The 24,153-nt window shown below is 71.3% G+C and carries 19 protein-coding genes; 13 read left to right on the top strand and 6 right to left on the bottom strand.

Going from position 1 to position 24,153, the window contains the following annotated elements:
• Entirely contained in the window at positions 1–1,407 is a 1,407-nt protein-coding gene (locus ACO2Q3_RS15305; protein ID WP_423307958.1) for a mannitol dehydrogenase family protein, read from the bottom strand.
• 165 nt (positions 1,408–1,572) lie between these two features.
• Between ACO2Q3_RS15305 and ACO2Q3_RS15300 the strand changes: the two genes are divergently transcribed.
• The 3 genes from ACO2Q3_RS15300 to ACO2Q3_RS15290 all read left to right on the top strand — a co-directional run bounded on the left by ACO2Q3_RS15300 (position 1,573) and on the right by ACO2Q3_RS15290 (position 4,373).
• On the top strand, positions 1,573–2,640 hold the full coding sequence (locus tag ACO2Q3_RS15300; RefSeq protein WP_423307956.1) for a LacI family DNA-binding transcriptional regulator: 1,068 nt from the start codon (positions 1,573–1,575) through the stop codon (positions 2,638–2,640).
• Between the two features lie 73 nt (positions 2,641–2,713).
• Positions 2,714–3,163 (top strand): nuclear transport factor 2 family protein, encoded by a 450-nt coding sequence (locus tag ACO2Q3_RS15295; protein WP_423307954.1) that lies wholly within the window; start codon positions 2,714–2,716, stop codon positions 3,161–3,163.
• A 130-nt stretch (positions 3,164–3,293) separates the two neighbouring features.
• The gene (locus ACO2Q3_RS15290; protein ID WP_423307952.1) at positions 3,294–4,373 is read left to right on the top strand and encodes a hypothetical protein; all 1,080 of its coding nucleotides are present in this window, start codon (positions 3,294–3,296) and stop codon (positions 4,371–4,373) included.
• 196 nt (positions 4,374–4,569) lie between these two features.
• Here ACO2Q3_RS15290 and ACO2Q3_RS15285 read toward each other — a convergent pair whose 3' ends face one another.
• On the bottom strand, positions 4,570–6,345 hold the full coding sequence (locus tag ACO2Q3_RS15285; RefSeq protein WP_423307950.1) for a DEAD/DEAH box helicase: 1,776 nt from the start codon (positions 6,343–6,345) through the stop codon (positions 4,570–4,572).
• Positions 6,346–6,565: 220 nt separating this feature from the next.
• Here ACO2Q3_RS15285 and ACO2Q3_RS15280 point away from each other — a divergent pair, with 220 nt between their 5' ends.
• From ACO2Q3_RS15280 to ppc, 7 genes are all read left to right on the top strand, one after another.
• A complete protein-coding gene (locus ACO2Q3_RS15280) occupies positions 6,566–7,426 on the top strand; it encodes an MBL fold metallo-hydrolase (protein WP_423307948.1) in 861 nt (286 codons plus the stop codon).
• A 68-nt stretch (positions 7,427–7,494) separates the two neighbouring features.
• Positions 7,495–7,776, top strand: a complete 282-nt coding sequence (locus ACO2Q3_RS15275; RefSeq protein WP_423307946.1) for a DUF1778 domain-containing protein — start codon at positions 7,495–7,497, stop codon at positions 7,774–7,776.
• Positions 7,773–8,276, top strand: a complete 504-nt coding sequence (locus ACO2Q3_RS15270) for a GNAT family N-acetyltransferase (RefSeq protein WP_423307944.1) — start codon at positions 7,773–7,775, stop codon at positions 8,274–8,276. The genes ACO2Q3_RS15275 and ACO2Q3_RS15270 overlap by 4 nt, the downstream gene beginning before the upstream one ends.
• An 85-nt stretch (positions 8,277–8,361) precedes the next feature.
• Entirely contained in the window at positions 8,362–9,774 is a 1,413-nt protein-coding gene (gene uxaC, locus ACO2Q3_RS15265; protein WP_423307942.1) for a glucuronate isomerase, read from the top strand.
• A 32-nt stretch (positions 9,775–9,806) separates the two neighbouring features.
• Complete coding sequence (gene kduI, locus ACO2Q3_RS15260) at positions 9,807–10,655, top strand: 5-dehydro-4-deoxy-D-glucuronate isomerase (RefSeq protein ID WP_423307940.1); 849 nt, start codon at positions 9,807–9,809, stop codon at positions 10,653–10,655.
• Positions 10,656–10,799: 144 nt separating this feature from the next.
• Entirely contained in the window at positions 10,800–11,558 is a 759-nt protein-coding gene (gene kduD / locus ACO2Q3_RS15255; protein WP_423307939.1) for a 2-dehydro-3-deoxy-D-gluconate 5-dehydrogenase KduD, read from the top strand.
• Positions 11,543–14,179, top strand: coding sequence for a phosphoenolpyruvate carboxylase (gene ppc / locus ACO2Q3_RS15250; RefSeq protein WP_423307937.1), 2,637 nt, complete (start codon positions 11,543–11,545; stop codon positions 14,177–14,179). The genes kduD and ppc overlap by 16 nt, the downstream gene beginning before the upstream one ends.
• Before the next feature lie 202 nt (positions 14,180–14,381).
• On the opposite strand, the gene ACO2Q3_RS15245 is transcribed toward ppc, so the two are convergent.
• Entirely contained in the window at positions 14,382–15,470 is a 1,089-nt protein-coding gene (locus ACO2Q3_RS15245; RefSeq protein WP_423307936.1) for a glycosyl hydrolase family 18 protein, read from the bottom strand.
• A 135-nt stretch (positions 15,471–15,605) separates the two neighbouring features.
• Between ACO2Q3_RS15245 and ACO2Q3_RS15240 the strand changes: the two genes are divergently transcribed.
• On the top strand, positions 15,606–16,724 hold the full coding sequence (locus ACO2Q3_RS15240; RefSeq protein WP_423307934.1) for a sterol desaturase family protein: 1,119 nt from the start codon (positions 15,606–15,608) through the stop codon (positions 16,722–16,724).
• 2 nt (positions 16,725–16,726) lie between these two features.
• Positions 16,727–17,689: a hypothetical protein gene (locus ACO2Q3_RS15235; RefSeq protein WP_423307933.1), complete on the top strand. Its 963-nt coding sequence runs from the start codon at positions 16,727–16,729 to the stop codon at positions 17,687–17,689.
• A gap of 97 nt (positions 17,690–17,786) precedes the next feature.
• On the opposite strand, the gene ACO2Q3_RS15230 is transcribed toward ACO2Q3_RS15235, so the two are convergent.
• Positions 17,787–20,663 (bottom strand): TonB-dependent receptor, encoded by a 2,877-nt coding sequence (locus tag ACO2Q3_RS15230; RefSeq protein ID WP_423307932.1) that lies wholly within the window; start codon positions 20,661–20,663, stop codon positions 17,787–17,789.
• A gap of 164 nt (positions 20,664–20,827) precedes the next feature.
• Here ACO2Q3_RS15230 and ACO2Q3_RS15225 point away from each other — a divergent pair, with 164 nt between their 5' ends.
• The gene (locus ACO2Q3_RS15225; protein ID WP_423307931.1) at positions 20,828–21,856 is read left to right on the top strand and encodes a PfkB family carbohydrate kinase; all 1,029 of its coding nucleotides are present in this window, start codon (positions 20,828–20,830) and stop codon (positions 21,854–21,856) included.
• A 166-nt stretch (positions 21,857–22,022) separates the two neighbouring features.
• On the opposite strand, the gene ACO2Q3_RS15220 is transcribed toward ACO2Q3_RS15225, so the two are convergent.
• Entirely contained in the window at positions 22,023–23,300 is a 1,278-nt protein-coding gene (locus ACO2Q3_RS15220) for an MFS transporter (protein ID WP_423307929.1), read from the bottom strand.
• The gene (locus ACO2Q3_RS15215) at positions 23,297–24,142 is read right to left on the bottom strand and encodes a 2-keto-4-pentenoate hydratase (RefSeq protein WP_423307927.1); all 846 of its coding nucleotides are present in this window, start codon (positions 24,140–24,142) and stop codon (positions 23,297–23,299) included. Before ACO2Q3_RS15215 ends, ACO2Q3_RS15220 begins: the two co-directional genes overlap by 4 nt.
• Between the last annotated feature and the right edge of the window lie 11 nt (positions 24,143–24,153).

Below are 24,153 nucleotides of genomic sequence, written 5' to 3'. Positions count from 1 at the left end.
TCAGGCCTCCAGCCCCGCCGCCACCGCCGTCCGGAAGCGCGGGTCCTCGGCCAGCCGGGCGGGAAACATCTCCCGCAGGTCCAGCAGGGCCATCGCGCCCCGTTCGCGCACGACGCCTGCCAGCCGCTCGGCCATGGGATCCTGCAGCGCTCGCCCCGCCGCCGTCTCGTGGGCGACGAAGGCCAGCCACGCGGCCACGGCCCGGCCCAGGCGCTCCACCGGCCGGCCTGCGTCCAGCGCCGCCTGGGTGGTGGCCAGCAGGCGGATCGGCAGCTTCTGCGAGCCGTCCATGGCGATCTGCGCCAGGCGATGACGGATCGCCGGATTGCGGAAGCGCTTCAGGATCGCCTCGATATAGCCGCCCACGTCCATGCCGCGCGGCGCGGTCACGGTGGGCGCGATGTCGATGATCATCAGGTCGCGCACGAAGGCGCCCAGCTCCGGATCGGCCGCCGCCTCGGCCATCGTCTCCAGTCCCCGCCCCAGGCCGAGATAGGCAAGGCTGGAATGGGCGCCGTTCAGCAGCCGCAGCTTGGCCGCCTCGTACCCGGCCACGTCCGAGGTGAGAGTCACGCCGACGGCGCCCAGATCCGGACCGTCCGGCCCCAGGCCGTCCTCCAGCACCCATTGGGTGAAGCCCTCGCGCTGCACGGGGGCGGCGTCGACCAGGCCCATGCGGTTCTCGACCAGGGCTCTCAGGGCGTCGTCGGCGGCCGGCGTGATGCTGTCGACCATGGAGGAGGGGAAGCGGACCTCGCCCTCGATCCACGCGGCCAGGTCGGCGCCGCGCGCGGCGGCCATCTGCAGCACGCCGCGCCGCAGCTTCGCGCCGTTGTCCGGCAGGTTGTCGCAACTGGCGACGACGAACGGCGCAAGCCCCGCCGCGCGCCGCCGCGCCAGGCCCTCGACGATCCAGCCGATGGCGCTGCGCGGCGCCTGGCCGCCGCCCGGGGCGAGGTCGGCGGCCACGTCCACATTGCCGGCGTCGAGGTCGCCGGACGGCGACAGGCCATAGCCCTTCTCGGTCACGGTCAGTCCCAGCCAGCGTGTGGCTGGCGCGGCCAGCCGCGCCAGCACCCGTTGCGGCTCGCGCGGCGCCGCCAGCACCTCGGTCACCGCGCCGATCACCCGCACCCGGGTGACCGCCTCCAGTTCGGCCAGGGCATAGAGCCCGTCCTGCGGCGCGAGCGCATCGGGGACGGTGGCCGACTTCGGCGCTATGCCGCTGATCGCCCACCTCGGATCGATCTCCAGCAGGCGGTCGAAGTACCAGGCCTGGTGCGCGCGGTGAAAGGCGCCGGGGCCCAGATGGGCCACGCCGATGGCCAGGTCGGCGCGGTCGTAGGCGAATCGCTCGACACCGGGCGCCAGGGCGTCCAGCGTCTGCATCGACAACCGTTCCGCCATCCCCGCTCGCCTCCCGTTCAGGCCCCGCGGCCTCTTGCTCAATCAGTAACCGGTGTCATGTTGCGTGACAAAGCCCGGCTCCGGCGCGATGTCGCTTCGCCCCGCCGTCGTCTAAGAGAACCGCAGCGCCGGGACGGCTTCCCGGACGGCATTGGTGGAGCGCTCGTGACCTTATCCCCCTCGTCCCAGGAGCTCGACGAGATTCAGGATTTCGCCGCCGGCCGGCGGCGCGCCACCATCAACGACATCGCCCGCCTGGCGCGGGTGTCGAAGAAGACCGTGTCGCGGGTCATCAACCGCTCGCCGTTCGTCAAGCCGGAGACCCGCGAGCGGATCGAACAGGTGATCGCCCAGACCGGCTATGCGCCGGATCCCCAGGCCCGTGGCCTGGCGTTCCGCCGCTCGTTCCTGATCGGCCTGATCTACGACAATCCGACGCCGCAGTACGTGGTCAACATGCAGCTCGGCATCCTGGACGGACTGAAGGACACCGGCTTCGAGCTGGTGGTTCATCCGTGCGACCGCAGCAGCCCCACCCTGCTGGCGGACATCCGCGGCTTCATCGAGCGGCAGCGGCTGGCAGGCGTGGTGCTGACCCCCTCGGTGTCGGAGGACGAGCGGGTGGCCGAGCTGCTGGCCGAGCTCGATTGCGACTATGTGCGGATCGCCTCGGTGGAGCTGGATACGCCCGAGCGGATGATCGTCAGCCATGACCGCCAGGGCGCCGCCGCCGCCGGGCGGCATCTGGCCGAGCTCGGCCACAGGCGCGTGGGGTTCATCTCCGGGCCGCCCAGCTTCCGCTCGTCGCACGAGCGGCGGGCCGGCTTCGAAGAGGCGCTGAAGGCCGCGGGCGTGACGCTGGATCCCAAATACGTGCGCGAGGGCGCCTATACCTTCGAGAGCGGCATCGCCTGCGCCGAGCAGCTGCTGGCGCTCGACCCACCGCCGACGGCGATCTTCGCCGGCAATGACGAGATGGCGGCCGGGGTGCTGCAGGTGGCGCTGCGCTCGGGCCTGCGCTCGCCGCAGGATATCTCGGTGGTCGGCTTCGACGACTTCCAGATCGCTTCGCGGCTGTGGCCGCCGCTGACCACCGTGCGCGCGCCGACCCGGGTCACGGGCCGGCTGGCGGCGCTGAAGCTGCTGGCCTTCGAGGACGAACACCCGCCCACCGCCGAAGAGACCGTGCCGGTGCTGGTGGTGCGCCAGTCGTCCGGACCGCCGCAGGCCTGACGCCGCGCCTATGCTGACCGGTCCTGGCGGCCGGGCGTTCCACCCTGGGCGAGACCCGCTCTCGGAGACGCCCGTGCGACCAGTCCTGACGATATTCGCCGCCGCCCTCACCGCCGCCTGCGCCCCGCCCGCGTATGCCGGCGACCATTCCGCCTTGCCGCCGGACCTTGCCGCCGCGGTGGCCGCCTACGATGCGGCGCAGGTCAAGGGCGACGGCGCGGCTCTGAACCGACTGCTGGCCGATGACTATGTGCTGGTGAACAGCCGCGCCCAGGTGGAATCCAAGGCCGACCTGATCCGCGATGACACCACCCCCGGCGACACCCTCAAGCCCTATGTCGTCGAGGACGAGGTGATCAGGCTCTGGAGGGATGGGGCGGTGCTGGCCGGGGCCGTGACCCTGGAGGGGGTCAGCGGCGGCGCGCCCTTCAAGGCGCGCATCCGCTTCGCCGACGTCTGGGCGCGGCGGGACGGCCGCTGGCAGGTGGCCTTCACCGAGGTGACCAAGATTCCAGCGGGCTGACCTGTCCGGGCCTCGCCGCCGCCTGTCCCGCGGGCAAACGCGGCGCGGCGCGGGGGCTGTCGTGGCGGACGCTGGCGTCACCGTCCCCCTCGGCGCAGCCTGCTTTGGCGAGGTCGCAAGGAGGCGGACGATGGCCCTGCACGATGAGGCGCTGCTGGCCGAGGTGCCGATCAGCGGCCGGATGCTGGCCCTGCCGCCAGGGCCGATCTTCCACCTGCATCGCGCCGCCGACAGCGACTATCAGCTTGGCGAGTTCCGCGCCTGGGCCGGCTACAAGACCCTGGGTGTCGACGCCGCGACCGATGGCCTGGCTCATTTCCAGCACGTGGTGTCGTTCGGCGCGACCCAGGATGCCGGCCGGACAGGCGTGCACGGCCACTTCGCGCATGTTCACGCCGTCATTCCGACCTCGGGGCGCGGGGTGTTTTCCTACGACGGCGTGACGACCGAGGCGGTCCCGGGCGTGGTGATCCACCAGCACGGCGGCACCATCCACGACCAGTTCGACTATTCCTACGCCGGCGGCTCGGACGCCGAGACCCGGCGCACGCCGCAGAGCCTGGAGCCCCTGCCGCCGGGCGCGCGGCTGCAGTCGTTCGGCTTCCTGGAGCTGTTCGTCCCGCTGCGCTTCGCCAATGTCGAGATCGTGCCGCCGACCCAGGTCACCGAGGGCGACCAGCGCAGCGCCTGGGACCATCCCTACCACGCGAAGGGCGCGGCCTTTTCGCTGCAGGCGGCGGACGATCCGGCCGCCGCCTATCATCCCGTGGCCGGCCGGCCTGATCTCGAGGCCCGTGACGGCGGGGTCTGGGCGCCCAGCGGCGAACTCTGCGCCGTCTGGATCGTGCGCGCCGCGCGCGGTGCGACGGGCAGCCCGGCCCCGCTCGCGATCCCGGGTGAGCGCGGCGGCCTGGTGATCCTGTACATGGTCAAGGGATCGGCCAATGTCGTGCGCGACGACGGCGAGCTGGTGCGGCTGAACGCCGGCGACTGCCTGACCGCCAGCCAGGACCTGGCCGGCGACCCGGTGGACCCGTCCCCCGACATGAGCCTGCTGAAGATCTTCATTTCCGGTCGCGCCGAGGCGCTGCGCGAACGCACCCCCGCCGAGATCGAGAAACTCGAGGCGCTGGGGCCCGCGATCATCACGCGGCGCGAAGTCCGATCCGCCGGCGATACGCGGCCGGTCAACACGCTGCACGGGTCGTAGGGGCTGCTTCGTCCGCCCCTCTATGGGGAGGGACAGGTGGCCCGCCCTGCCCTTCATGGGGAGGGACAGGCGGCGAAGCCGCCAGGGTGGGGAATACCTGCCGGAACAATGCACTCGTCGGGTTTGGCGGAAGCGTCGGACTCCCCCACCCTGATCGCTGCGCGATCTTTCCCTCCCCGCAAGGGGGAGGGCGAGTTCAGCCCTTGCGCTTCGGCTTGAAGCCAGGCTTGCCGCGATGCGGCTTGGGGCCGCCCCTGAACGCTGGCTTTTCGCGGGGGCCGCCGTCCCGGGGGCCAGACTCCCGCGGCCCTGGCGCGGCCGCGGGTTCGATGCGCTCGCGTTCGGCTTCGCCCTGGGCGTTGATCGCCGCGGTGAAGCGGTTGAGCGCCTCGGGGGCGATCTCGAACTTGGTCTCGCGCTCGAAGATGCGGATCGCGCCGATGTCGGCCTTGGCCACGTGGCCCAGCCGGCAGATCACCGGGATCAGCCACTTGGGGTCGGCGTCGTCGCGGCGACCGACCTTGATGCGGAACCAGCCGCCGGGGGCGCCGCGACCCTGTCCCGGGTGGGCGCCCGCCTGGCCCTCGCGCTCGCGGGTGAAGCTCTGGCGCTCGGCGCGGCGCTCACGGTTGTTCGGGCGCTGGTCTCGCACCTCGTAGCCGCCATCGTCCATCAGCTCTTCCGGCGCCGGCAGGCGGGCGCGGTGCAGGCGCAGCAGGGCGGTGGCGACCTGCTCGGGCGCATGGCCGGCCAGGATGGCGCGGGCCAGGGTCAGCTCTTCCTCGCTCGCGGGCTCGGCCAGGGCGGGGTCGGACAGCAGGCGTTGCTGGTCGCGCTCGCGGATCGCCTCGGCGGTGGGCGGCCCGCTCCAGGTCACCTTGACGTGCGCCTCGTCCAGCAGACGTTCGGCGTAGCGGCGGCGCGAGTGGGGCACCAGCAGCACCGAGACGCCCTTGCGGCCGGCCCGGCCGGTGCGGCCCGAGCGGTGCAGCAGCGCCGCCTTGTTCTGCGGCAGCTCGGCATGGACCACCAGGCCGAGGTCCGGCAGGTCGAGGCCGCGGGCGGCCACGTCGGTGGCGACGCACACCTGGGCGCGGCCGTCGCGCAAGGCCTGCAGCGCCTCGCTGCGGTCCTTCTGCGACAGCTCGCCGGACAGGGCGACCACCTGGAAGCCGCGTTCGCGCAGGGACACGTGCAGGTGCCGCACCGCCTCGCGGGTGGCGCAGAACACCAGGGCGCCTGGGGCCTCGAAGTGGCGCAGCACGTTGACCACCGCGTGCTCGACCTCGTGCGGGGCGACGCGGATGGCGCGGTAGTCGATGTCGCCGTGCGGCTCGTTGCGCCGCGCGGTGTCGATGCGCAGGGCGTCCTTCTGGTAGCGCCGCGCCAGGGCGGCGATGCCGGGGGCGATGGTGGCCGAGAACAGCAGGGTGCGCCGCTCGGGCGGGGTGAAGTCGAGGATGGTCTCCAGGTCCTCGCGGAAGCCGAGGTCCAGCATCTCGTCGGCCTCGTCCAGCACGGCGGCGCGGATGCTGGCCAGCTGCAGGTGGGCGCGCTCCAGGTGGTCGCGCAGGCGCCCAGGCGTGCCGACGACGATGTGCGCCCCGTCCGCCAGCGCGCGCTGCTCGCGCCGGGCGTCCATGCCGCCGACGCAGGTGGCGATGCGCGCGCCCGCCTCGGCGTAGAGCCAGGCGAGCTCGCGGCTGACCTGCAGGGCCAGCTCGCGGGTGGGGGCGATCACCAGCGCCAGCGGGGCGCCGGCGGGCGGCAGGCGCTCGGCCTCGCCCAGCACCTCGTGCGCCATGGCCAGGCCGAAGGCCACGGTCTTGCCCGAGCCGGTCTGGGCCGAGACCAGCAGGTCGCGGCCGTCTGCGGCGGTTTCCAGCACGGCGGCCTGGACGGAGGTGGGCTCGAGGTATTGCTGAGCGAAGAGCGCGCGCTCAAGGGCGCGGTTTAGGGTCGGGAAGGGCATGGAGATCCTGGTCGCCGGCCGGAAGGGCGCGGGGCGAACGGCGCTACATAGTCTTTTCGGCCGCAAAAAGCGAATGCTTCATTGGGGCGCAGGGGGCGATTGCGCATCGCCGCGCAGGGGTGTTGATACGGGGCGGAGCCCGGCAGCGCCGCCAAGAGAGCCCGCGCCGGCCCACAGAAAAAGTCGTCGAGCGCGGAACGCGCCCTGGGAGGAGACCGGCATGAGCAACCTCACCTGGACGATCGGCGATGTCCGCGTCACCCGCATCGTCGAGCTCGAAATGGCCAGCGGCGGGACCTTCCTGATGGCCGAGGCGACGCCGGACGCCATCCGGCGGATCGACTGGCTGGCGCCGCACTTCGCCGAGGCCGACGGTCGGCTGAAGATGAGCATCCACGCCCTGGTGATCGAAACGCCGAGCAAGCGGATTGTCGTCGACACCTGCATCGGCAACGACAAGCCGCGGCAGATCGCGGCCTGGGCCAACATGCAGACCCGCTTCCTGGAGGACATGACGGCCGCCGGCTTCCCGCCGGAGAGCATCGACGTGGTGCTGTGCACCCACCTGCACGTCGACCATGTCGGCTGGAACACCCGGCTGGTGGACGGGAAATGGGTCCCGACCTTCCCCAACGCCCGCTACCTGATGGGCAAGGCCGAGTTCGAATACTGGCGCGACGAGGGCGACTCCGAGGTCTCCGACGCGCAGATCTTCGCCGACAGCGTGCAGCCGGTGTGGGACGCCGGCCTGGTCGACCTGGTGGCGCCCGATCACCAGGTGTGTGCGGAGGTGAGGCTGGTCCCGACGCCGGGCCACACCATCGACCACGTCAGCGTGGCGATCGCGTCCGGCGGTCATGCGGCGATCATCACCGGCGACTTCGTCCACCACCCCTGCCAGATGGCGCACACCGGCTGGGCCAGTCACTTCGACTACGACAAGGGCCAGTCCAGCGCCACGCGGCGGCGGATGTTCGAGGACTTCGCCCGCGACCAGACCCTGGTGATCGGCACCCACTTCGCCGCCCCCACCGCCGGGCGGGTGATCAAGGATGGCGAGGCGTTTCGCTTCGAGGTGTGACCGTTTCAACCCTTTTGCCTTGTCCGGACAATGTACGGTCGAGTATGATGACGGCAGAGAGGTTTCCCATGGCCGATGACGCCAACACCCGGTCCGATCGCGTGGATGTCCGGCTCACGCCGGCGGCCAAGCGAACCTTGCAGCAGGCCGCCGCCGTGCTGAACAAGTCGGTCAGCGAATTCCTGCTGGATAGCGGTCTCAACGCCGCCTTGGATGCGCTGGCCGATCGCCGCGTGTTTCAGCTCGACGATGCGAGGTGGGAGCAGTTCCAGGCGGCATTGTCGGCGCCTGCGTCCGACAATCCTGGCCTTCGTGCGCTCCTGGCGCGCAAGCCAGGCTGGAGAGCGTGAGCGAAAGCCGGCCGACAGATCCCGAACTGCTCCGCCCCGATCACGATGTGGCGGCCTTCGATTGCGGTGTTCCCGCCCTGGATGACTGGCTCCGGCGCCGGGCGCTCGCGAACCAGGCGGGCGGCGCATCCCGGACTTTCGTGAGCTGCGCCGGCGGCCGGGTCGTCGGCTACTACAGCTTGGCGGCAGCGTCGATCCTGCGCGACGTCGCCACGCCGCGCGCGCGGCGCAACATGCCCGATCCCGTTCCCGCGGTCGTGCTCGGCCGGCTGGCCGTAGATGTCGCGTTGCGCGGGACGGGCCTCGGCGGCGACCTGCTGCAGAACGCCGTGCTGCGCACGGCCACGGCGGCAGAGTCGATCGGCGTGCGCGTCCTGCTGGTCCATGCCCTCTCGGACGCGGCCCGGCGCTTCTACATCCACTTTGGCTTCCGAGAGTCGCCGGTGGACCCGATGACACTCATGGTCACCCTCGACGAAATCCGCGCGGCGCTGGCATGATCTTAACGCGCGCGCCCTCGGCGGCTCTCACAAGCTCCCGAACGCCACCCTTGCCCTCAACAATGACACCGGTTACCAAAGCGCCATGAGCCGACCCCTCGTCCTCAGTGAAGACCGACTGTTCCCGGCCGATCCGGCGACGCGGGCGATCGCGCGGCGGCTCTACGGCGAGGTGAGGGCCCTGCCGATCCTCAGCCCGCACGGCCACACCGACCCGGCCTGGTTCGCCGGCAACGCGGCCTTCGCCAACCCGGCGGACCTGCTGCTGGCGCCCGACCACTACCTGTTTCGCATGCTCTATTCGCAGGGCGTCGGCATCGACCGCCTGCGGGTGGCGCGCCGTGGCGAGGGTCCGACGGGCGATCCGCGCGAGGCCTGGCGGCTGTTCGCGGCCAACTTCCACCTGTTCCGCGGCACGCCGTCGGCCCTGTGGCTGAACCACGTGTTCGCCGAGGTGTTCGGCCTGACCGTCGCCCTCGAGGCGGCCACCGCCGACCACTATTACGACGTCATGGACGCGGCGCTGAAGACCGAGGCCTTCCGCCCGCGCGCCCTCTTCGAGCGGTTCGGCATCGAGGTGATCGCCACCACCGAGAGCCCCTCCGACGACCTGGTCCACCACCGGGCGATCCGCGCCAGCGGCTGGTCCGGCCGGGTAATCACCGCTTATCGCCCCGATCCGGTGATCGACTGCGAGCACGAGGCGTTCGCCGAGGCGCTGAACGCCTTCGCCGCGCTCAGCGGCCAGGATGTGGGGACCTGGAAGGGCTACCTGGAGGCGCACCGCATCCGCCGGGCGGCCTTCGCCGAGATGGGCGCTACCTCCACCGATCATGGCCACCCGACGGCGGCCACCCTGGACCTGTCGCCGCCGGAGGCCGAGGCGCTGTTCGAGACGGTGATCGCCGGCCGGGCGACGCCGGCGGAGGCGGAGGCGTTCCGCGCCCAGATGCTCACCGAGATGGCGCGCATGAGCCTGGACGACGGGCTGGTGATGCAGATCCACCCGGGCTCGTTCCGCAACCACAATGCCCGCCTGTTCGAGGGCTTCGGCCGCGACAAGGGCGCCGACATCCCCACCCGCACCGACTACGTCCGCGCGCTGAAGCCGCTGCTCGACCGGTTCGGCAACGAGACGGCGCTGACGCTGATCCTGTTCACCCTGGACGAGACCGCCTACGCCCGCGAGCTGGCGCCCCTGGCCGGCCACTATCCGATCCTGAAGCTGGGGCCGGCCTGGTGGTTCCACGACAGCCCCGAAGGCATGCGCCGGTTTCGCGAGCAGACCACCGAGACGGCCGGCTTCTACAACACCGTCGGCTTCAACGACGACACCCGCGCCTTCCTGTCGATACCGGCGCGCCACGACGTGGCCCGGCGCATCGACTGCGGCTTCCTCGCCCGGCTGGTGGCCGAACACCGCCTGGACGAGGACGAGGCGGCCGAGACCGCCCGCGATCTCGCCTACCGCCTGCCCAAGCAGGCCTACAAGCTCTGACCTGACAAGAACGACGACCCGGGAGGCCGCCCATGTTCCGCAAGACCTACCACGCCACCCATCCGGACATGATGGACGGCGCCAGCAACGACGCCCTGCGCGAGCGCTACCTGATCGAGGGCCTGTTCGAGACCGACGCGGTGCGGCTGAACTACTGCCACAACGAGCGCTTCGTGATCGGCGGCGCGGCGCCCGTCTCGCGCGCGGTCTCCCTGCCGCTGCAGACCGAGCCGGAGTCGGCCAAGGGGCGTCCGTTCCTGGAGCGTCGCGAGCTGGGCGTGGTCAACGTCGGCGACGGGGAGGGGACGGTCACCGTCGACGGGGCGGCTTACGTCCTGAAGCCGCGCGACGGGCTCTATGTCCCCATGGGCAGCGCCGAGGTCAGCTTCACCTCCGCGAGCGCCGCCACCCCGGCCCGCTTCTACCTGGCCTCGACCCCGGCGCACGCCCGCTTCGAGGCCAAGCACATCTCCATCGACCAGGCCGTGCCGCTGGAGCGGGGGGCGCTGGAGACCTCCAACGAGCGCACCATCTACCAGTACATCGTGCCGGCAACCTGCCGCTCGGCCCAGCTGCTGCTGGGGCTGACCATCCTGAAGACCGGCAGCGTGTGGAACACCATGCCCCCGCACCTGCACGACCGGCGCTCGGAGGTGTACTTCTATTTCGGCCTGAAGGACGACGAGCGGGTGTTCCACTTCATGGGCGAGCCCGATGCGGCGCGCCACATCGTGGTGGCCAACCAGGAGGCCGTCGTCTCCCCGCCCTGGTCGATCCACATGGGCTCGGGCACGTCCAACTACGCATTCATCTGGGCCATGGGCGGCGAGAACCTCGACTACACCGACATGAACGTGCTGGACATCTGCCAGCTGAAGTAAAGCCCCTCCCCCCTGCGGGGAGGGGTTTGGGGTGGGGGTGAAGCTCCACCTTCGACAATCCGGGCGCTGGCAACCGGTCGAGCCGGCGCGGCGCCCCCACCCCCGACCCCTCCCCGCGAGGGGGAGGGGAGAGCGGAGCTCCCCATGACCAACCCCTTCTCGCTCTCTGGCCGCATCGCCGTGGTCACCGGCGCCAACACCGGGATCGGCCAGGGGATTGCGATCGCCCTCGCTGAGGCGGGGGCGGACATTGTCGCGGTCGGGCGCACGCCGCCGGTCGAGACTGAAAAGGCGGTGACCGCCCTGGGCCGCGGCTTCCTGTCCGTCGAGGCGGACCTGGCCACCACCGCGCCGATCCCGGCGATCATCGACGCAACCGTCGCCCGGTTCGGGCGGTTGGACATCCTGGTCAACAACGCCGGCCTGATCCGCCGCGCCGACGCGGTGGACTTCACCGAGGACGACTGGGATGCGGTGGTCGACGTGAACCTGAAGAGCGCCTTCTTTCTCGCCCAGGCGGCGGGCCGGCGGATGCTGGGGCAAACCACCGGCGGGAAGATCATAAACATCGCCTCGATGTTGTCGTATCAGGGCGGCATCCGGGTCGCCTCGTACACGGCCAGCAAGAGCGGGCTTGCGGGACTGACCCGGCTGCTGGCCAATGAGTGGGCCGCCAAGGGGATCAATGTGAACGCCATCGCGCCCGGCTACATAGAGACCAACAACACCGAGGCGCTGCGCGCCGACGAAGGGCGCAGCCGGGACATCCTGGCGCGCATCCCAGCCGGCCGCTGGGGCCGTCCGTCGGATCTCGGCGGGGCGGCCGTGTTCCTGGCCTCTTCGGCCTCCGACTATGTGCATGGATCCCTGATCGCGGTGGATGGCGGTTGGCTCGCGCGCTAGCCCAGACCACCACCGCCCTGCTGGAGGGGCTGCTCGCCGAGGCCATCGCCGAGGCGGACGGCGCGCCGGCCGTTGAGCTTGTCGCCAACGTCCAGGCCGGCGAGGTCGACCTGAAGGACCTGTCCGCCGAACAGGCCGAGTTCGTGGCCCGGGCGATGACCTGCCGCTCGCTGCTGATGTCGATCGCCGAGGACGCCGCCGGTCGCCGGCGCAGCGCCGAGGCGGAGGCGGCCGATCCCTCCGATCCGCTGCGCTCCCTGCCCGCCGCCGTCGAGGCGGTGCGCAAGGCCGGCGGGCCGACGGCGCGCAAGGCGCTGGACGGTCTCGATGTGACCCCGGTGTTCACCGCCCACCCCACGGAGGTGCGCCGTCGGGCAGTGGTGGAGCGCGAGTTCGAGATCTCGCGCCTGATCCTGGGCGCGCGCCACCGCCTGCTGCCGGCGCAGGAGGTGCGCTTCCGCGAGGACCTGTACCGCGAGATCGCGCTCCTGTGGCGCATGCGCCTGCACCGTCCCGAGCGCATCGCCGTGGCCGACGAGATCCGCAACGCCCTGGCCATCGTCCGCGACAGCGTGCTGCCGGCCCTGGCCGAACTCTATGAGACCTGGAGCCGCGAACTGCCCAGGGAAATGCCGGAGCATCCGGTTCTGCGCCTGGGCTCGTGGATCGGCGGCGACCGCGACGGCCACCCCGGCGTCAATGGCGAGACCCTGCGCGCGGCGCTGCGGTCCAACGCCCGGGTGATCCTGAACCACTATTCCGACGAGGTGCGGGCGCTGTGGTTCGACCTGGCGATCTCCTCGGACCTGAGCCCGGTCTCGCCGGATCTGCAGGCCCTGGCCGACACCGCCACGGACATGTCGCCGCATCGCCGCGACGAACCCTATCGCCTGGCCCTGGAGCACATCTGGGAGCGGCTGTCCGACACGGCCAACCGTCTCGCCGGCGGCGCCTATCCGGCCCGGGCCCCGGCCTATGACCATCCGCGCGAGTTCGTCGCCGACCTGGAGGTGGTCAGCCGCTCGCTGAGCGAGAACGGGGACGCGCGCCTGGTCGGCCACCGCCTGTCGACCCTGATCGCGCTCGCCCGCGCCTGCGGCTTCCACCTGATGCGGCTCGACCTGCGGCAGAACGCCGACGTGCACGAGCGCGTGCTGACCGAGCTGTTCGACCGGGCCGCGACGGGGGTCGAGTACGACGTCCTGCCCGAGCCGAAGCGGGTCAAGGTGCTGCTGGCCGAGCTGTCGCACGAGCGCCCGCTGCGCTCTCCCTTCGCCTCCTATTCGCCGGAGACGTCCAAGGAACTGGCGACCCTCGACGCCGCCGCGGAAGCCGTCAGGCTGTATGGCCGCGAGGCCCTGTGCGCCTACGTGATCTCCAAGACCGACTCCCTGTCGGACATCCTGGAGCCCCTGGTGCTGCTCAAGCAGGTCGGCCTGGTCACCGGCGGGGCCGAGCCGCGCACCCAGCTGCCGGTCTCGCCGCTGTTCGAGACCATCGACGACCTGGAGCATGGGCCGTCGATCCTGTCGGCGTGGCTGCGCCTGCCGGAGGCGCGCAGCCTGCTGGGCAAGCCGGCGGTTCAGGACGTGATGCTGGGCTATTCCGATTCCAACAAGGACGGGGGCTACGTCACCAGCCGGTTCTCGGTGGTGCGCGCCGCCGAGCGCCTGGCCGAGCGCTGCGAGGACCACCACGTCGGCCTGCGCCTGTTCCACGGCCGCGGCGGCTCGATCGGCCGGGGCGGCGGTCCGGCCCCGCGCGCCGTGCTCGCCCAGCCGCCCGGCTCGGTGCAGGGACGCATCCGCATGACCGAGCAGGGCGAGATGATCGCCCACCGCTTCGGCGACCAGCCGATCGCGCGGCGCAGCCTGGAGAGCCTGGTGGCCGCCACCGTGCTGGCCAGCCACAAGCCGCCCGAGCCGCGCACCGGCGGCGCGCGCCAGGAACAGGCGCTGAAGGCGCTGTCGGCCGGCGCGCTGTCGGCCTACCGCGCCCTGGTCTACGACGACCCGGCCTTCGCCGACTTCTTCTGGTCGGCGACGCCGATCGAGGAGATCGCCCACCTCAACATCGGCAGCCGGCCGGCCTCGCGCGGCGCCGGCCGGCGGATCGAGGATCTGCGGGCGATCCCCTGGGTGTTCTCCTGGTCGCAGGCCCGTTTCCTGCTGCCGGGCTGGTACGGCTTCGCCGGGGGGGCGGAGCGCGCCAGGCTGTCGGCCACCGCGCTGCAGGACCTGGCCGGCGGCTCGGAATTCTTCGCCACCCTGCTGGCCAACATGGAGCTGGCGCTGGCCCAGGCCGACATGGGCTTCGCCGCCCGCTACGCCGCCCTGTCGTCGGATCAGGCCGCGGCGGAGCGGATCATGCAGGCGGTGCGGCGCGAATACGAGGCGGCCGTGGGCCTGGCCCTGAAGATCCGCGGCGGGACCACCCTGCTGGAGAACCAGCCGCATCTGCAGGCCTCGATCGCCCGGGCCCTGGCCGCGATCGCCCCGCTCAACGAGCTGCAGCTGGAGCTGATGGGCCGCCGCCGCGGCGGCGACGAGTCCGAGGCTGTGGTCCTGGGCGTCGAACTGACCATCGCCGGCATCGCCGCGGGCCTGCGCACGACGGGGTAGGCGGCGCACCGCCATCCCCTCTCGTCACCCCGGCCGCAGCGCAGCGGAGAGCCGGGGCCGGCGGTTCCCCTGCCGAGACGACATCCAGCGGGTCGCGTTGCCGGGCGGCGATCAAGCCCCGACTTCTGGGGAACCGCACGGCTGGCCCCGGGTCTACGCTTCGCTCCGCCCGGGGTGACGAAGAGAAAGGCTGCGAGGCCCCCTACTGCGGCGCGGCCTTGGCCCAGGGGCTGCCCAGCAGGAAGCATCGCGGCAGCTTGGCGGGCGGATTGCCGATCCCGTAGGGCGCGGCGGCGGCTGGCGTCGTCCAGATGGCCGGGTCTTCCAGCCCCAGGCGCCAGATCGCCAGGCCCTTCAGGCCCGCGGCCTTGGCGGCCGCCAGCTCGTAGGCCCAGACGTGGGCGTCGGTCATCCACACCGTGTGCTTCTGGCCCTTGTCCGTGTAGCGATAGACCGCGTTGGCGCTGGCCGGGTCGTGCGTGATCGCGGCGCCCTTCGAGGCCGCCAGCGCCTGTGCGGGGGCGACCCCGGTCACGGTGGCGGGCTTGCCGATCGGCCAGTCGTAGCCATAGGTCCCCACCGCCAGCATCGCCTTGCCGGCGTCCAGGCCCGCCAGCTTGGCCGGCAGCAGCTGTTCCAGCCAGTCTTCCCCGGCCACCGGGCCCGGCGTCGAGGTGGACCAGCACTCGTCATAGGCCATCAGCACCAGCCGGTCCGACGCCTTCGACAGCGGCTGCAGCACCGACGGGTCGGCGCTGAGGAAGGCCGTGACCCAGGCCTTGCGCCCCTGGCCGCCCAGCGCCTTGCGCGCCTGGGCCACGAAGCCAGGGTAGGCCGCCACGCCGGCCGGGGTGAGGTTCTCGAAATCGAACACATAGCCGGCCCAGCCACGCGCCTTGGCCAGCGTCGTCAGGCGGGCGATCACCTTGGCCCTGGCCGCGGGACTGGCCAGCATGGCGCTGGCCGAGGCGGTGTCCCAGATGCTGTCATGGGCGTTGCTGACCACCGGCATCACCGCGACGCCCGGCGCGGTCTTCAGCACCGACTGGGCCGCGGGGTCGGGCATGAGGCGCAAGGTCCCGTCCGCCGCGATCAGCGCCACCCACTGCGGCGCGAAGACGTCGATGCGGTCCTTGTGCGCCGCCAGGTCCGGCGCGCTGGCCGGATCCCACGGCACGTGGAAGGCGACCACCTCCGCGCCGCTGGGCGCGCGCGCCCAGGCCGACGTGAAGGGCGCGCCGAGGGCGGCGGCTACGGCGAACAGGATCGTGGCAAGGCGGCGAAGGGTCATGCGCCGTGGCTTCTAGCGCCCCGCAGGCGCCAAATCGAGGCGCTCTCCACTCGCCCCTGGCCTGAGCTTTGCTGCTGGGTTTTTCGCCTGGCGCGTGTGTGCCGGGCTGGGACCGTCTGCTCGGGAAGCGCTCACATGGTCAACGGGGATGTCGTGGCGATCATGGCCCGGTCGGGCCGATGGATCCGGCCGCAGGGGAGCCGGGTAGACGCCGCGCCGCCGGTGACCGCGGCCCGCCCGCCCCGCGCGACGGTCAGCCTGCCGCTGCTGGGCCTGTTTGCCGCCTATCTCGCCCTCGTCGCCGCGGCCGGGTGGGCGGTGGTCAACCTTCTGCCCGACCGGATCGCCATCACCGCGCTCGGCCATGCCGTGAGCCTTGGCGAGCTTCATCGCCGCGTGCTGCAGCATGGCTCGATCCTGGTGCTGATCGTCCCCGGCGTCCTGTTCGCCGAAATGGTCTTCACCGGCTGGCGCGGCACCTCGCTGCGCCACCTGCTGGCGGTGCGTTCCCCCACCGCGCGCAGTGACCTGGCGATCTTCGCCCTGTGGCAGACGCCGCTGATGAACGGGCTGATCGCCGTCCTCAGCCTCGGCGTGACCGTCATCTCCGGCGCCTGGCTGCACGACCGGCTCGCGCGCCTCACCGGCGTTTCGCTGAGCGTCGCGGCCCTGCCCGCCGCCGTGCAGGTGCTGGTCTTCCTGACGGTGTTCAGCTTCCTCGACTACTGGAACCACCGGCTTGATCACAGCCGGCTGTTCTGGCCGCTGCACCGATTCCATCACGCGGCCGAGGAATTCACCGTGCTGAACTCGGTCCGCATCCATCCGGCCGCCTTCACCAGCATCCTCAGCGCCACCCTGCCGGCGATGCTGTTCGGCGCCTCGCCGGACGTGATCGCCGACGTGAACCTGTTCGTCATCACCCTGCGCTATGTGATCCATTCGCGGATCGACAGCGACTTCGGCTGGGTCGGCCGCTGGATCGTGCAGTCGCCGGTGCATCATCGCCTCCACCATGTGCTCGACATGAGCCTGCCCACCGGCCACTTCGCCCTCATGCCGGTCTGGGACCACCTGTTCGGCACCTGGCGTCCGGACGCCGGCGAGGCCGACCAGCGCCTGGTGATCGGCGTCGAGACCGCCTACCGGCACGGCGCCTGGGTTGGCGCCGACATCTGGCGCGACTACCTGGACTTCTGGAAGGGCCTGCGGCCCGCCACCCGCGGCGCCGCCGCCGAACAGGGGATCGTCTGACCGTGGGCGCGCTCAGGGTCGACACCGCCTTCGCCCGCGGCCGCACGCCCTGGCCGCACGGCGGCGCGCTCGAGGCGCTGGACGCCGTCTCGCGCAGCGCCGGCCCCAACCTGGAAGCCTTCGTCCGCGCCCACGGCCGCGCCCTGGTTCACGACATGCGCCTGGGCATGGACCGTCAGGGGGTCGGCCCTGGCCGGCTGCTTGACCAGCGCCTGCGTCGGGCCGACCGCGATCTCGATCCCGATCTGGCGCGTCGCGCCGCCATCGCCGGCCTGGCCCTGGGCCTGCCGGCGCGGGGCCCCTGCCGTCCGCTGCCGGACTCTATCGAGGCCCTCTATCCCCGCGCCTACGAAGCCCTGGCCGCCAGCCTGGCCGACGACACGTCGCCCTACGATTCCGACTCCTACGCCAAGGACGCGCGCTTCGTGGCGGGCATGTCGGTCCCGGCGGGCGCGCAGATCGTCGACATCGCCTTCGCCCAGGGGCCGCGGGCGGGCCTGCGCCATCTGGCCCAGATGGGCGCGATGAGCGGGCGCCTGGCCATTGCCGGCGCCGGCCTCGCGGCGGCGACCCAGCTGTTCAAGGGCCAGGGGCTGGGCCACTGGGTCGAGATCCACACCGACAGCCGCGACCTCGCCGACTTCAGCGAGCCTGGGTGGGACGCCTGCTACCGACGGATCGCCGACCTGCTGGCGCTCAATCCGGACATCGCCGGCATGTGGGGGGCCAGCTGGTTCTACGATCCGCAGCTGAGGACGATCAGCCCCCGGCTGGCCTACCTGCAGGACCGGCCGCTGGAGCGCGGCGCGGTCGCCATCCGGCTTGGCGAAGGCGATATCCACACCCGCCGCGCGGCCCAGACCTCGCCCACCCGCGCCGACCTGATCGCCCGCGGCGCCTATCGCCCGGTCTGCTACGCCCTGTTCTGGCCGCGCGCGGCGCTGATCGCCTGGGCCGGCCGCTGAGCCTGAGTCCGGGCGACGCCGGCTTTGCCAGGGACGCGACGACAAAGGGCGCCGGCCGCGGCCGGCGCCCTTCGCGAGATGCCGAGGCGGTGGGGCCTCAGTACTGGTAGCGCACCCCGAACAGGATCTCCCGGCCGGTGTGGTGGTAGTAGTAGGGCAGGTCGCGGGCCGTGTCGTTGAACTCGCTCTCGTACTGGTCGGTGAGGTTGACGCCCTCGACGCTGACCTTGATGTGCGAATTGACCGTGTACTGAACGCTGGCGTCCAGGTTGAAGGTGCGGTCGAAGCCGTCGGCGTCGGTGCCCACCTCCTGGCCCGGCACGCGGATCAGATACTTGCTGCGATAGGCGGCCGAGACGCGGGCGCTCCAGTGCTCGTCCTCATAATAGAGGGTGGCGTTGGCGGCGTACTTCGACAGGCCGAGCAGCTGGTTGGACACGAAGCTCCCGCCGTTCGGGTAGAGCACGCTGGAGGTCACGTAGGTGAAGTTCGCCAGCGCCCCGGTGTGTCGCAGGATGCCCGGCAGGAAGGTGAAGGGCTTCTGCACGTTCAGCTCCAGGCCGTTGATCTGGCCGCCGGCGGTGTTGGTCGGCGTCGAGAAGGCCCAGGTGGCGGCCGGGCTGCACCCCGGGGTCGAGCCGCAGGCGGCGATGGCGGCGCTGTCGGGGATGCCGAACGGGTTGTCGTGGAACGGGATGTTGTAGGTGTTGCTGGTCACCAGGCTGACGATGTCCTTGCGGAACAGCGCCAGCGACACCAGCGAGCCGCTGCCCGGATACCACTCCAGGGCCACGTCGTAGGCGTTGGCCAGGAACGGCTTGAGGTTCGGGTTGCCGGTCTTCACCGAATAGCTGGTGCCCGACACCGACACCGAGGTGGAGGCGACGAGGTCGGTCAGGTTCGGCCGGCTCATCACTCGCGCGGCGCTGAAGCGCAGCTGCAGGTTGTTGCGCAGCTCCCACGACATGTTCAGCGAGGGCAGGAACTCGTGGTAGACGCGGCTGGCGTTCACCGGGGTCTGCACGCCGCCGATGAACAGGTAGCCCACCGACGACTGGCCGGTGCGCACCTCGCGTCCGCCGACGTTGCCCTTCAGCGGATGGCCGGCGATGTCGACGTTGAAGTCGCCCTGCAGATAGGCGCCCACGTCGCGCTCGATGACCCCGGCGTTGTTGCCCAGGTCCCCCTGGATCGACAGGGCGAACAGGGCGCTGTTGCTGTAGAGGCCCAGCGCCTGGGCGGCGAGGGCCGCGTTCGGCGCCGCCCACGACGTGGCGCTGCCGGCCGGGATGTTGAGCCCCGCCTTCGTCAGGTCGACGGTCTCGGTGTAGGTCGAGATCGGGATCGACTGCAGCGCCTTGTAGGCGTTGGTCGCGTTCACCGACTCGCCGTTCACCAGCCGCATCGAGGTGGTCTTGAAGGTGTATTCCTTGTAGCTGGCCCCCGCCGACAGCTTGAAGTGCTCGTTCCAGGTCCAGTGGGCGTTGAAGTCGGCGGTGGTGAACGAATTCTTGGTCGTCTGCGGCCGTTCGCGCACCGAGGTCAGCACCCAGGGGCCGGCATTGGACAGGTTGGCGTTGCCGAAGCTCAGCATCGGCACCTTGCCGTTCGTGTAGTCGTACTGGAATCCCTGGACGTTGTACTGGTCGTAGCCGACCGTGGTCTGGATCGGGTTCTGGAAGTCGGACACCGAGGCGCCGATCAACCCGTCGATACTGACCTTGTCGCTGAAGCGGTGTTCGCCGGCGAAGGTGATCTGGTTGAAGTTGGTGTGCATCAGGTCGAAGCGGTCTTCGACCCGCACGTCGACGCCGTTGAACGTCCCCGAGCGCAGCACGCCCTGGGAATCGATGTTCTCGGCCACCACCGCGATGTTGGCGATGCTGGTGCAGGTGGCGGGGGTCGTGCACTTGCCGGTGCCGGAGAAGCCCGGGGCCTCCAGGTACTGCTCCTGGCGGGTCGCCTTCCAGTACGAGTGCAGGCCGTCAAGGGTGAACAGGGTGTTTTCGTCGGGGCGCCACTGCAGCGACAGGGTCGCGCCGAACCGGCTCTGGTCGTTCTGGTAGTAGTCGTAGCGCGGGAAGCGCGGGTGCAGGGCGCTGTCGGTGGCGACGCAGGCCGCCGGCAGCGGGAAGGCCTGGCAGTTGGTTCCCAGCACCGAGCCGAAGCCCACCAGGGGCGCCGCCGAGGTTCCGCCGGTGGAGAGCACGTTGCCCTGGTCCCAGCGCACCGTGCTGGCGCCGACGTCGAGGAAGTTGCGCTTGGAATAGGACACCGAGGCCAGGGCCCCGAACTTGCCGTCGGCCCAGGTGTTGGCCGCCATCGCCGACAGGCGCGGCTCGACCGAGCCGCTCAGCGCGTTGTAGTCGCCCTTGCCGGACAGGATCAGGGTCGGCCGGTTGAAGTCGAAGGGCCGGGCGGTGTGCAGGTCCACCGTGGCCCCCAGCGAGCCCTCGTCGACGTCGCCCTCCGCGGTCTTGTGCACGCTCAGCGAGTTGAACAGGTCCGAGGCGAACACATTGAAGTCGAACGAGCGGGTGCGGTTGACCCCGCCGTCGTTGTCCGGCGAGCCGACCGTGGTCAGGGCCTCCATGCCGTTGATCCGCGTGCGGGTGTACTGCGGCCCCAGGCCGCGCACGGTGATCTGCCGGCCTTCGCCGCCCTCGCGGGTGATGGTGACGCCGGGAATGCGCTGCAGCGACTCGGCGAGGTTCAGGTCGGGGAACTTGCCGATGTCCTCGGCCAGGATCGTGTCGGTCTGGGTGACGTCCTCGCGCTTCAGCTCGATGGCCTTGGCGAGGCTGGAGCGGAAGCCGGTGACCACCACCTCGCCGACCTGGTCGCTGTTCGCGGCGGAGGCGGCGTTGGCCGAGGCGTCGGCGGCGCACGCCGCGCCGCCCATCGCCGTGAGGCTCAGCACCCCGGCGGAGACGCTGGCCCGCAGCCAGACGCGATTGCGCTGTCGAAGCTTCATCATTCCCTCCCCATGCTTGCCACATTCCGTCGTCGCGGCGTGGCAGTCGTCTTATGATACCGGTATCATTTATCATGACACCGGTGGCAATAGAAGCCGGTCTACGAAATTATGACGGTGGCCTGTAACCACGGCGCCACACGATCACGGGAGGGATCTCTGCCATGGCCATCCGACGGGACGCCCGCATCCTGTGTTTCGGCGAGGTCCTGCTGCGCCTGTCGGCGCCGGGCGCCGAGTTCCTGCTGCAGACCCCGCGGCTGGAGACCACCTTCGGCGGGGCCGAGGCGAACGTCGCCGTGTCGCTGGCGCGGTTCGGCCACGATGTGCGGATGCTCAGCGTCCTGCCGGACAACGCCATCGGCCGCGCCGCCACGGACGAGCTGCGCCGTTATGGCGTCGACGTGTCGGCGTTGCGCACGGCCCCGGGCCGCATGGGCCTCTATTTCTTCACGCCCGGCGCCGTGCGGCGCGCCTCCCAGGTGCTGTACGACCGCGCCGAGTCCGCCTTCGCGCGGGCGGGGGCTGAGGCCATCGACTGGAGCGAGGCGCTCACGGGCGCGGGCTGGCTGCACTTTTCCGGGGTCACCGCCGCCCTTGGCCCGGCCAGCGCCGCCGCGGCCATCGCGGCGGCGAAGGCGGCGCGCGCCGCCGGCGTGACGGTCTCGTTCGACTGCAACTACCGGGCGAAGCTATGGGCGGCGTGGGACGGCGACCCGCGGCCGATTCTCAACCAGATCCTCGGCCTGGCCGACGTGGTGTTCGGCGACCACCGCGACATCGCCCTGATCCTGGGGCGCCGCTTCGAAGGCGAGGGCGAGGCCCCGCGCGCGGCGGCGGCGAAGCTGGCGTTCGAGACCTGGCCCGGCCTGCAGCGCATGGCCTCCACCCGCCGCATCCAGCACAGCGTGAACCACCACGACCTGGCCGGCTTCATGTTCGACCGCTCCGGCGATGTCTGGGAAACCCCGGCCATCCCGCTCACCCCGATCGTCGACCGCATCGGCGGCGGCGACGCCTTCGCCGCCGGCGTGATCCACGGCCTGCGCCGGGGCCTGCCGGACGCGCGCACGGTGGCGTTCGCCCTCGCCGCCGCGGCGCTGAAACACTCCATCCCCGGCGACTTCAACCTGGCGCTGGAGTCCGACGTGGAGAGCCTGCTGTCCGACGGAGGCCTGGACGTGCGGCGGTAGGCAGGGCGCTTTCCCTCTCTGTCATCCCGGAATCCGCGCAGCGGATATCCGGGATCGCGGCGAGCGCCAGCGCCCGCCACGACGGGCTGCCGTCAGCGTTTCCGGCGGTCCCGGATATGGGCTGGCGCCCATTCCGGGATGACAGAGCGAGTGGGGAACGGCGCCCTCAAAGCTTCGCCGGCGCCAGCTTCGGCGACAGCAGGTGCACCGCGGCCAGGGCCAGGATGTAGGCCACGGCGGCCAGGATGAAGATCGGCGTATAGGTGTGCAGGCGTTCCAGCACCCAGCCGGCGTACTTGGCCATCAGCATGCCGCCGATCGCGCCGACCATGCCGCCGACGCCCACCACGGACCCCACCGCCGAACGCGGAAACACGTCGCCGGGCAGGGTGTAGAGGTTGGCGCTGAAGCCCTGGTGCGCGGCGGTGGCGAGGCCGACGATGCCGACCGCCAGCCACAGGTTGTCGGCGTGCATGGCGAAGGCGATCGGCGTGACCGCCAGGGCGCAGACCAGCATGACCGTCTTGCGCGCGGCGTTCAGGCTCCAGCCGCGGCGGATCAGCCGCGAGGACGCCCAACCGCCGGCGATCGATCCCACGTCGCTCATCACGTAGACCGCGACGATCGGTGGGCCGAAGCTCTTCAGATCCAGGCCGTAGCGCTTGGCGAAGAAGTCCGGCAGCCAGAACAGATACATCCACCAGATCGGGTCGATCAGGAACTTGCCCAGGGCGTAGGCCCAGGTCTCGCGCACGCCGACCACCTTGGACCAGGGGGTCGAGGGCGTGGCGTCGGGCGGATCGGACTGGATGTGCGCCAGCTCGGCAGCGTTGACGCCGGCGTGCTCGCGGGGTCGGCGATAGAGCAGCAGCCACAGCACCAGCCAGATCGAGGTGCCGATCCCGGTGACGACGAAGGCGCCCCGCCAGCCCATGCCCATTACCAGCGGCGGCACGACCAGCGGGGTGACGATGGCGCCGATGTTGGTGCCGGCGTTGAACAGGCCCGTGGCGAAGGCGCGCTCGGACTTGGGGAACCACTCGGTCGCCGCCTTCACGCCCGCCGGAAAGCTGCCGCCCTCGCCGACGCCCAGGATCATCCGCACGGCGGTGAACCCGGCGACGCTGCGCGCCGCGGCGTGGCCGACATGGCCGATGGTCCAGATGACGAAGGCCGCGGCGAAGCCCAGCTTTGCCCCGACGCGGTCGACGATGCGGCCGAACAGCAGGTAGCTGACTGCATAGGCCGCCTGGAACCAGAACACGAAGTCGGCGTAGGTGGTCTCGCTCCAGCCGAACTCCCGCGACAGGGTCGGCTTCAGGAAGCCCAGCATCTGCCGGTCGATGTAGTTGCAGACCATGGCCAGGAACAGCAGGGCGCAGATCGTCCAGCGCACCGAGGTCATCCGCGCCGTCTGCTGGGCCTGGGCCGTCGTGCTGGTCATGGGGCCAGGGTCCCCAGGGCAAAGGGTCTGGCCGGCTCGGCGCGGCAGGCGATGGCGCCCAGCGCGCCGAAGCTGACCACGCTCGACTGCCCCGAGACGATGTCGTGCACGCCGGTGGCCGCGCCGGTCGCGACCAGGGCCCCGGCCCTCAGGGGAAGGCCGCGCCCGGCGCAGTGGCCCAGCAGGAACACCAGCGATTCCAGAGGACCCCCCGGAATCGAGGCGGCCGTGCCGGTCCCGATGCGGCGCCCGTCGATGGTTACTTCGCAAGCCATGCTGTCCAGGGGCCGCTCCCGCCAGCCAGGGACCTCGGGTCCCAGGATCACCCCGGCATTGTTGCCGAAGTCGCCGGCCACGGCGACGCCGCCGATGGCGTTGATCTCGGCCATCGGGCTGCCGGCGGTCTCGACGCCGATGTGCCAGGCGGCCACCAGGGCCGCCGCCTCGTCCAGGCTCCAGTCCACCTTGCCCGCCGGGGCGTCGGCGCCCAGGCGGATGACGAACTCCGCCTCCACGGCCGCGAAGCCGCCGACCAGCACCGGGAACGGCGTCTCACCGGGGGTCGCCTGGCGCACCTGACGGCGGAAGATCGGGCCGGCGAGGCGCTCGCTGGAGGCCTCCTCGCCCGGCGCGGCGGGAACGCGGCCGACCTTCCAGCCAGCGATCTCGTCGGGCCACAGGGCGATGGCGGCGTCCTGGATCTGGTAGGCCTGGTCCAGGGTGTCGGGCAGGGGGCCGGGGATCCCGGCGAGGGGCCGCGCGGCCAGCCGCGCCTCCACGAGCCGCCGGGCGACATCCTTCGCCTCGGCATATGTCGCGGCTGGCGCCGCCAGTGACGTCACGCGGATGACCC

Origin of the sequence: Caulobacter sp. KR2-114 (genome assembly GCF_049446115.1) — a bacterium.
GTDB lineage: Bacteria > Pseudomonadota > Alphaproteobacteria > Caulobacterales > Caulobacteraceae > Acaudatibacter.
This window is presented reverse-complemented; position numbering and strand designations above follow the sequence as displayed.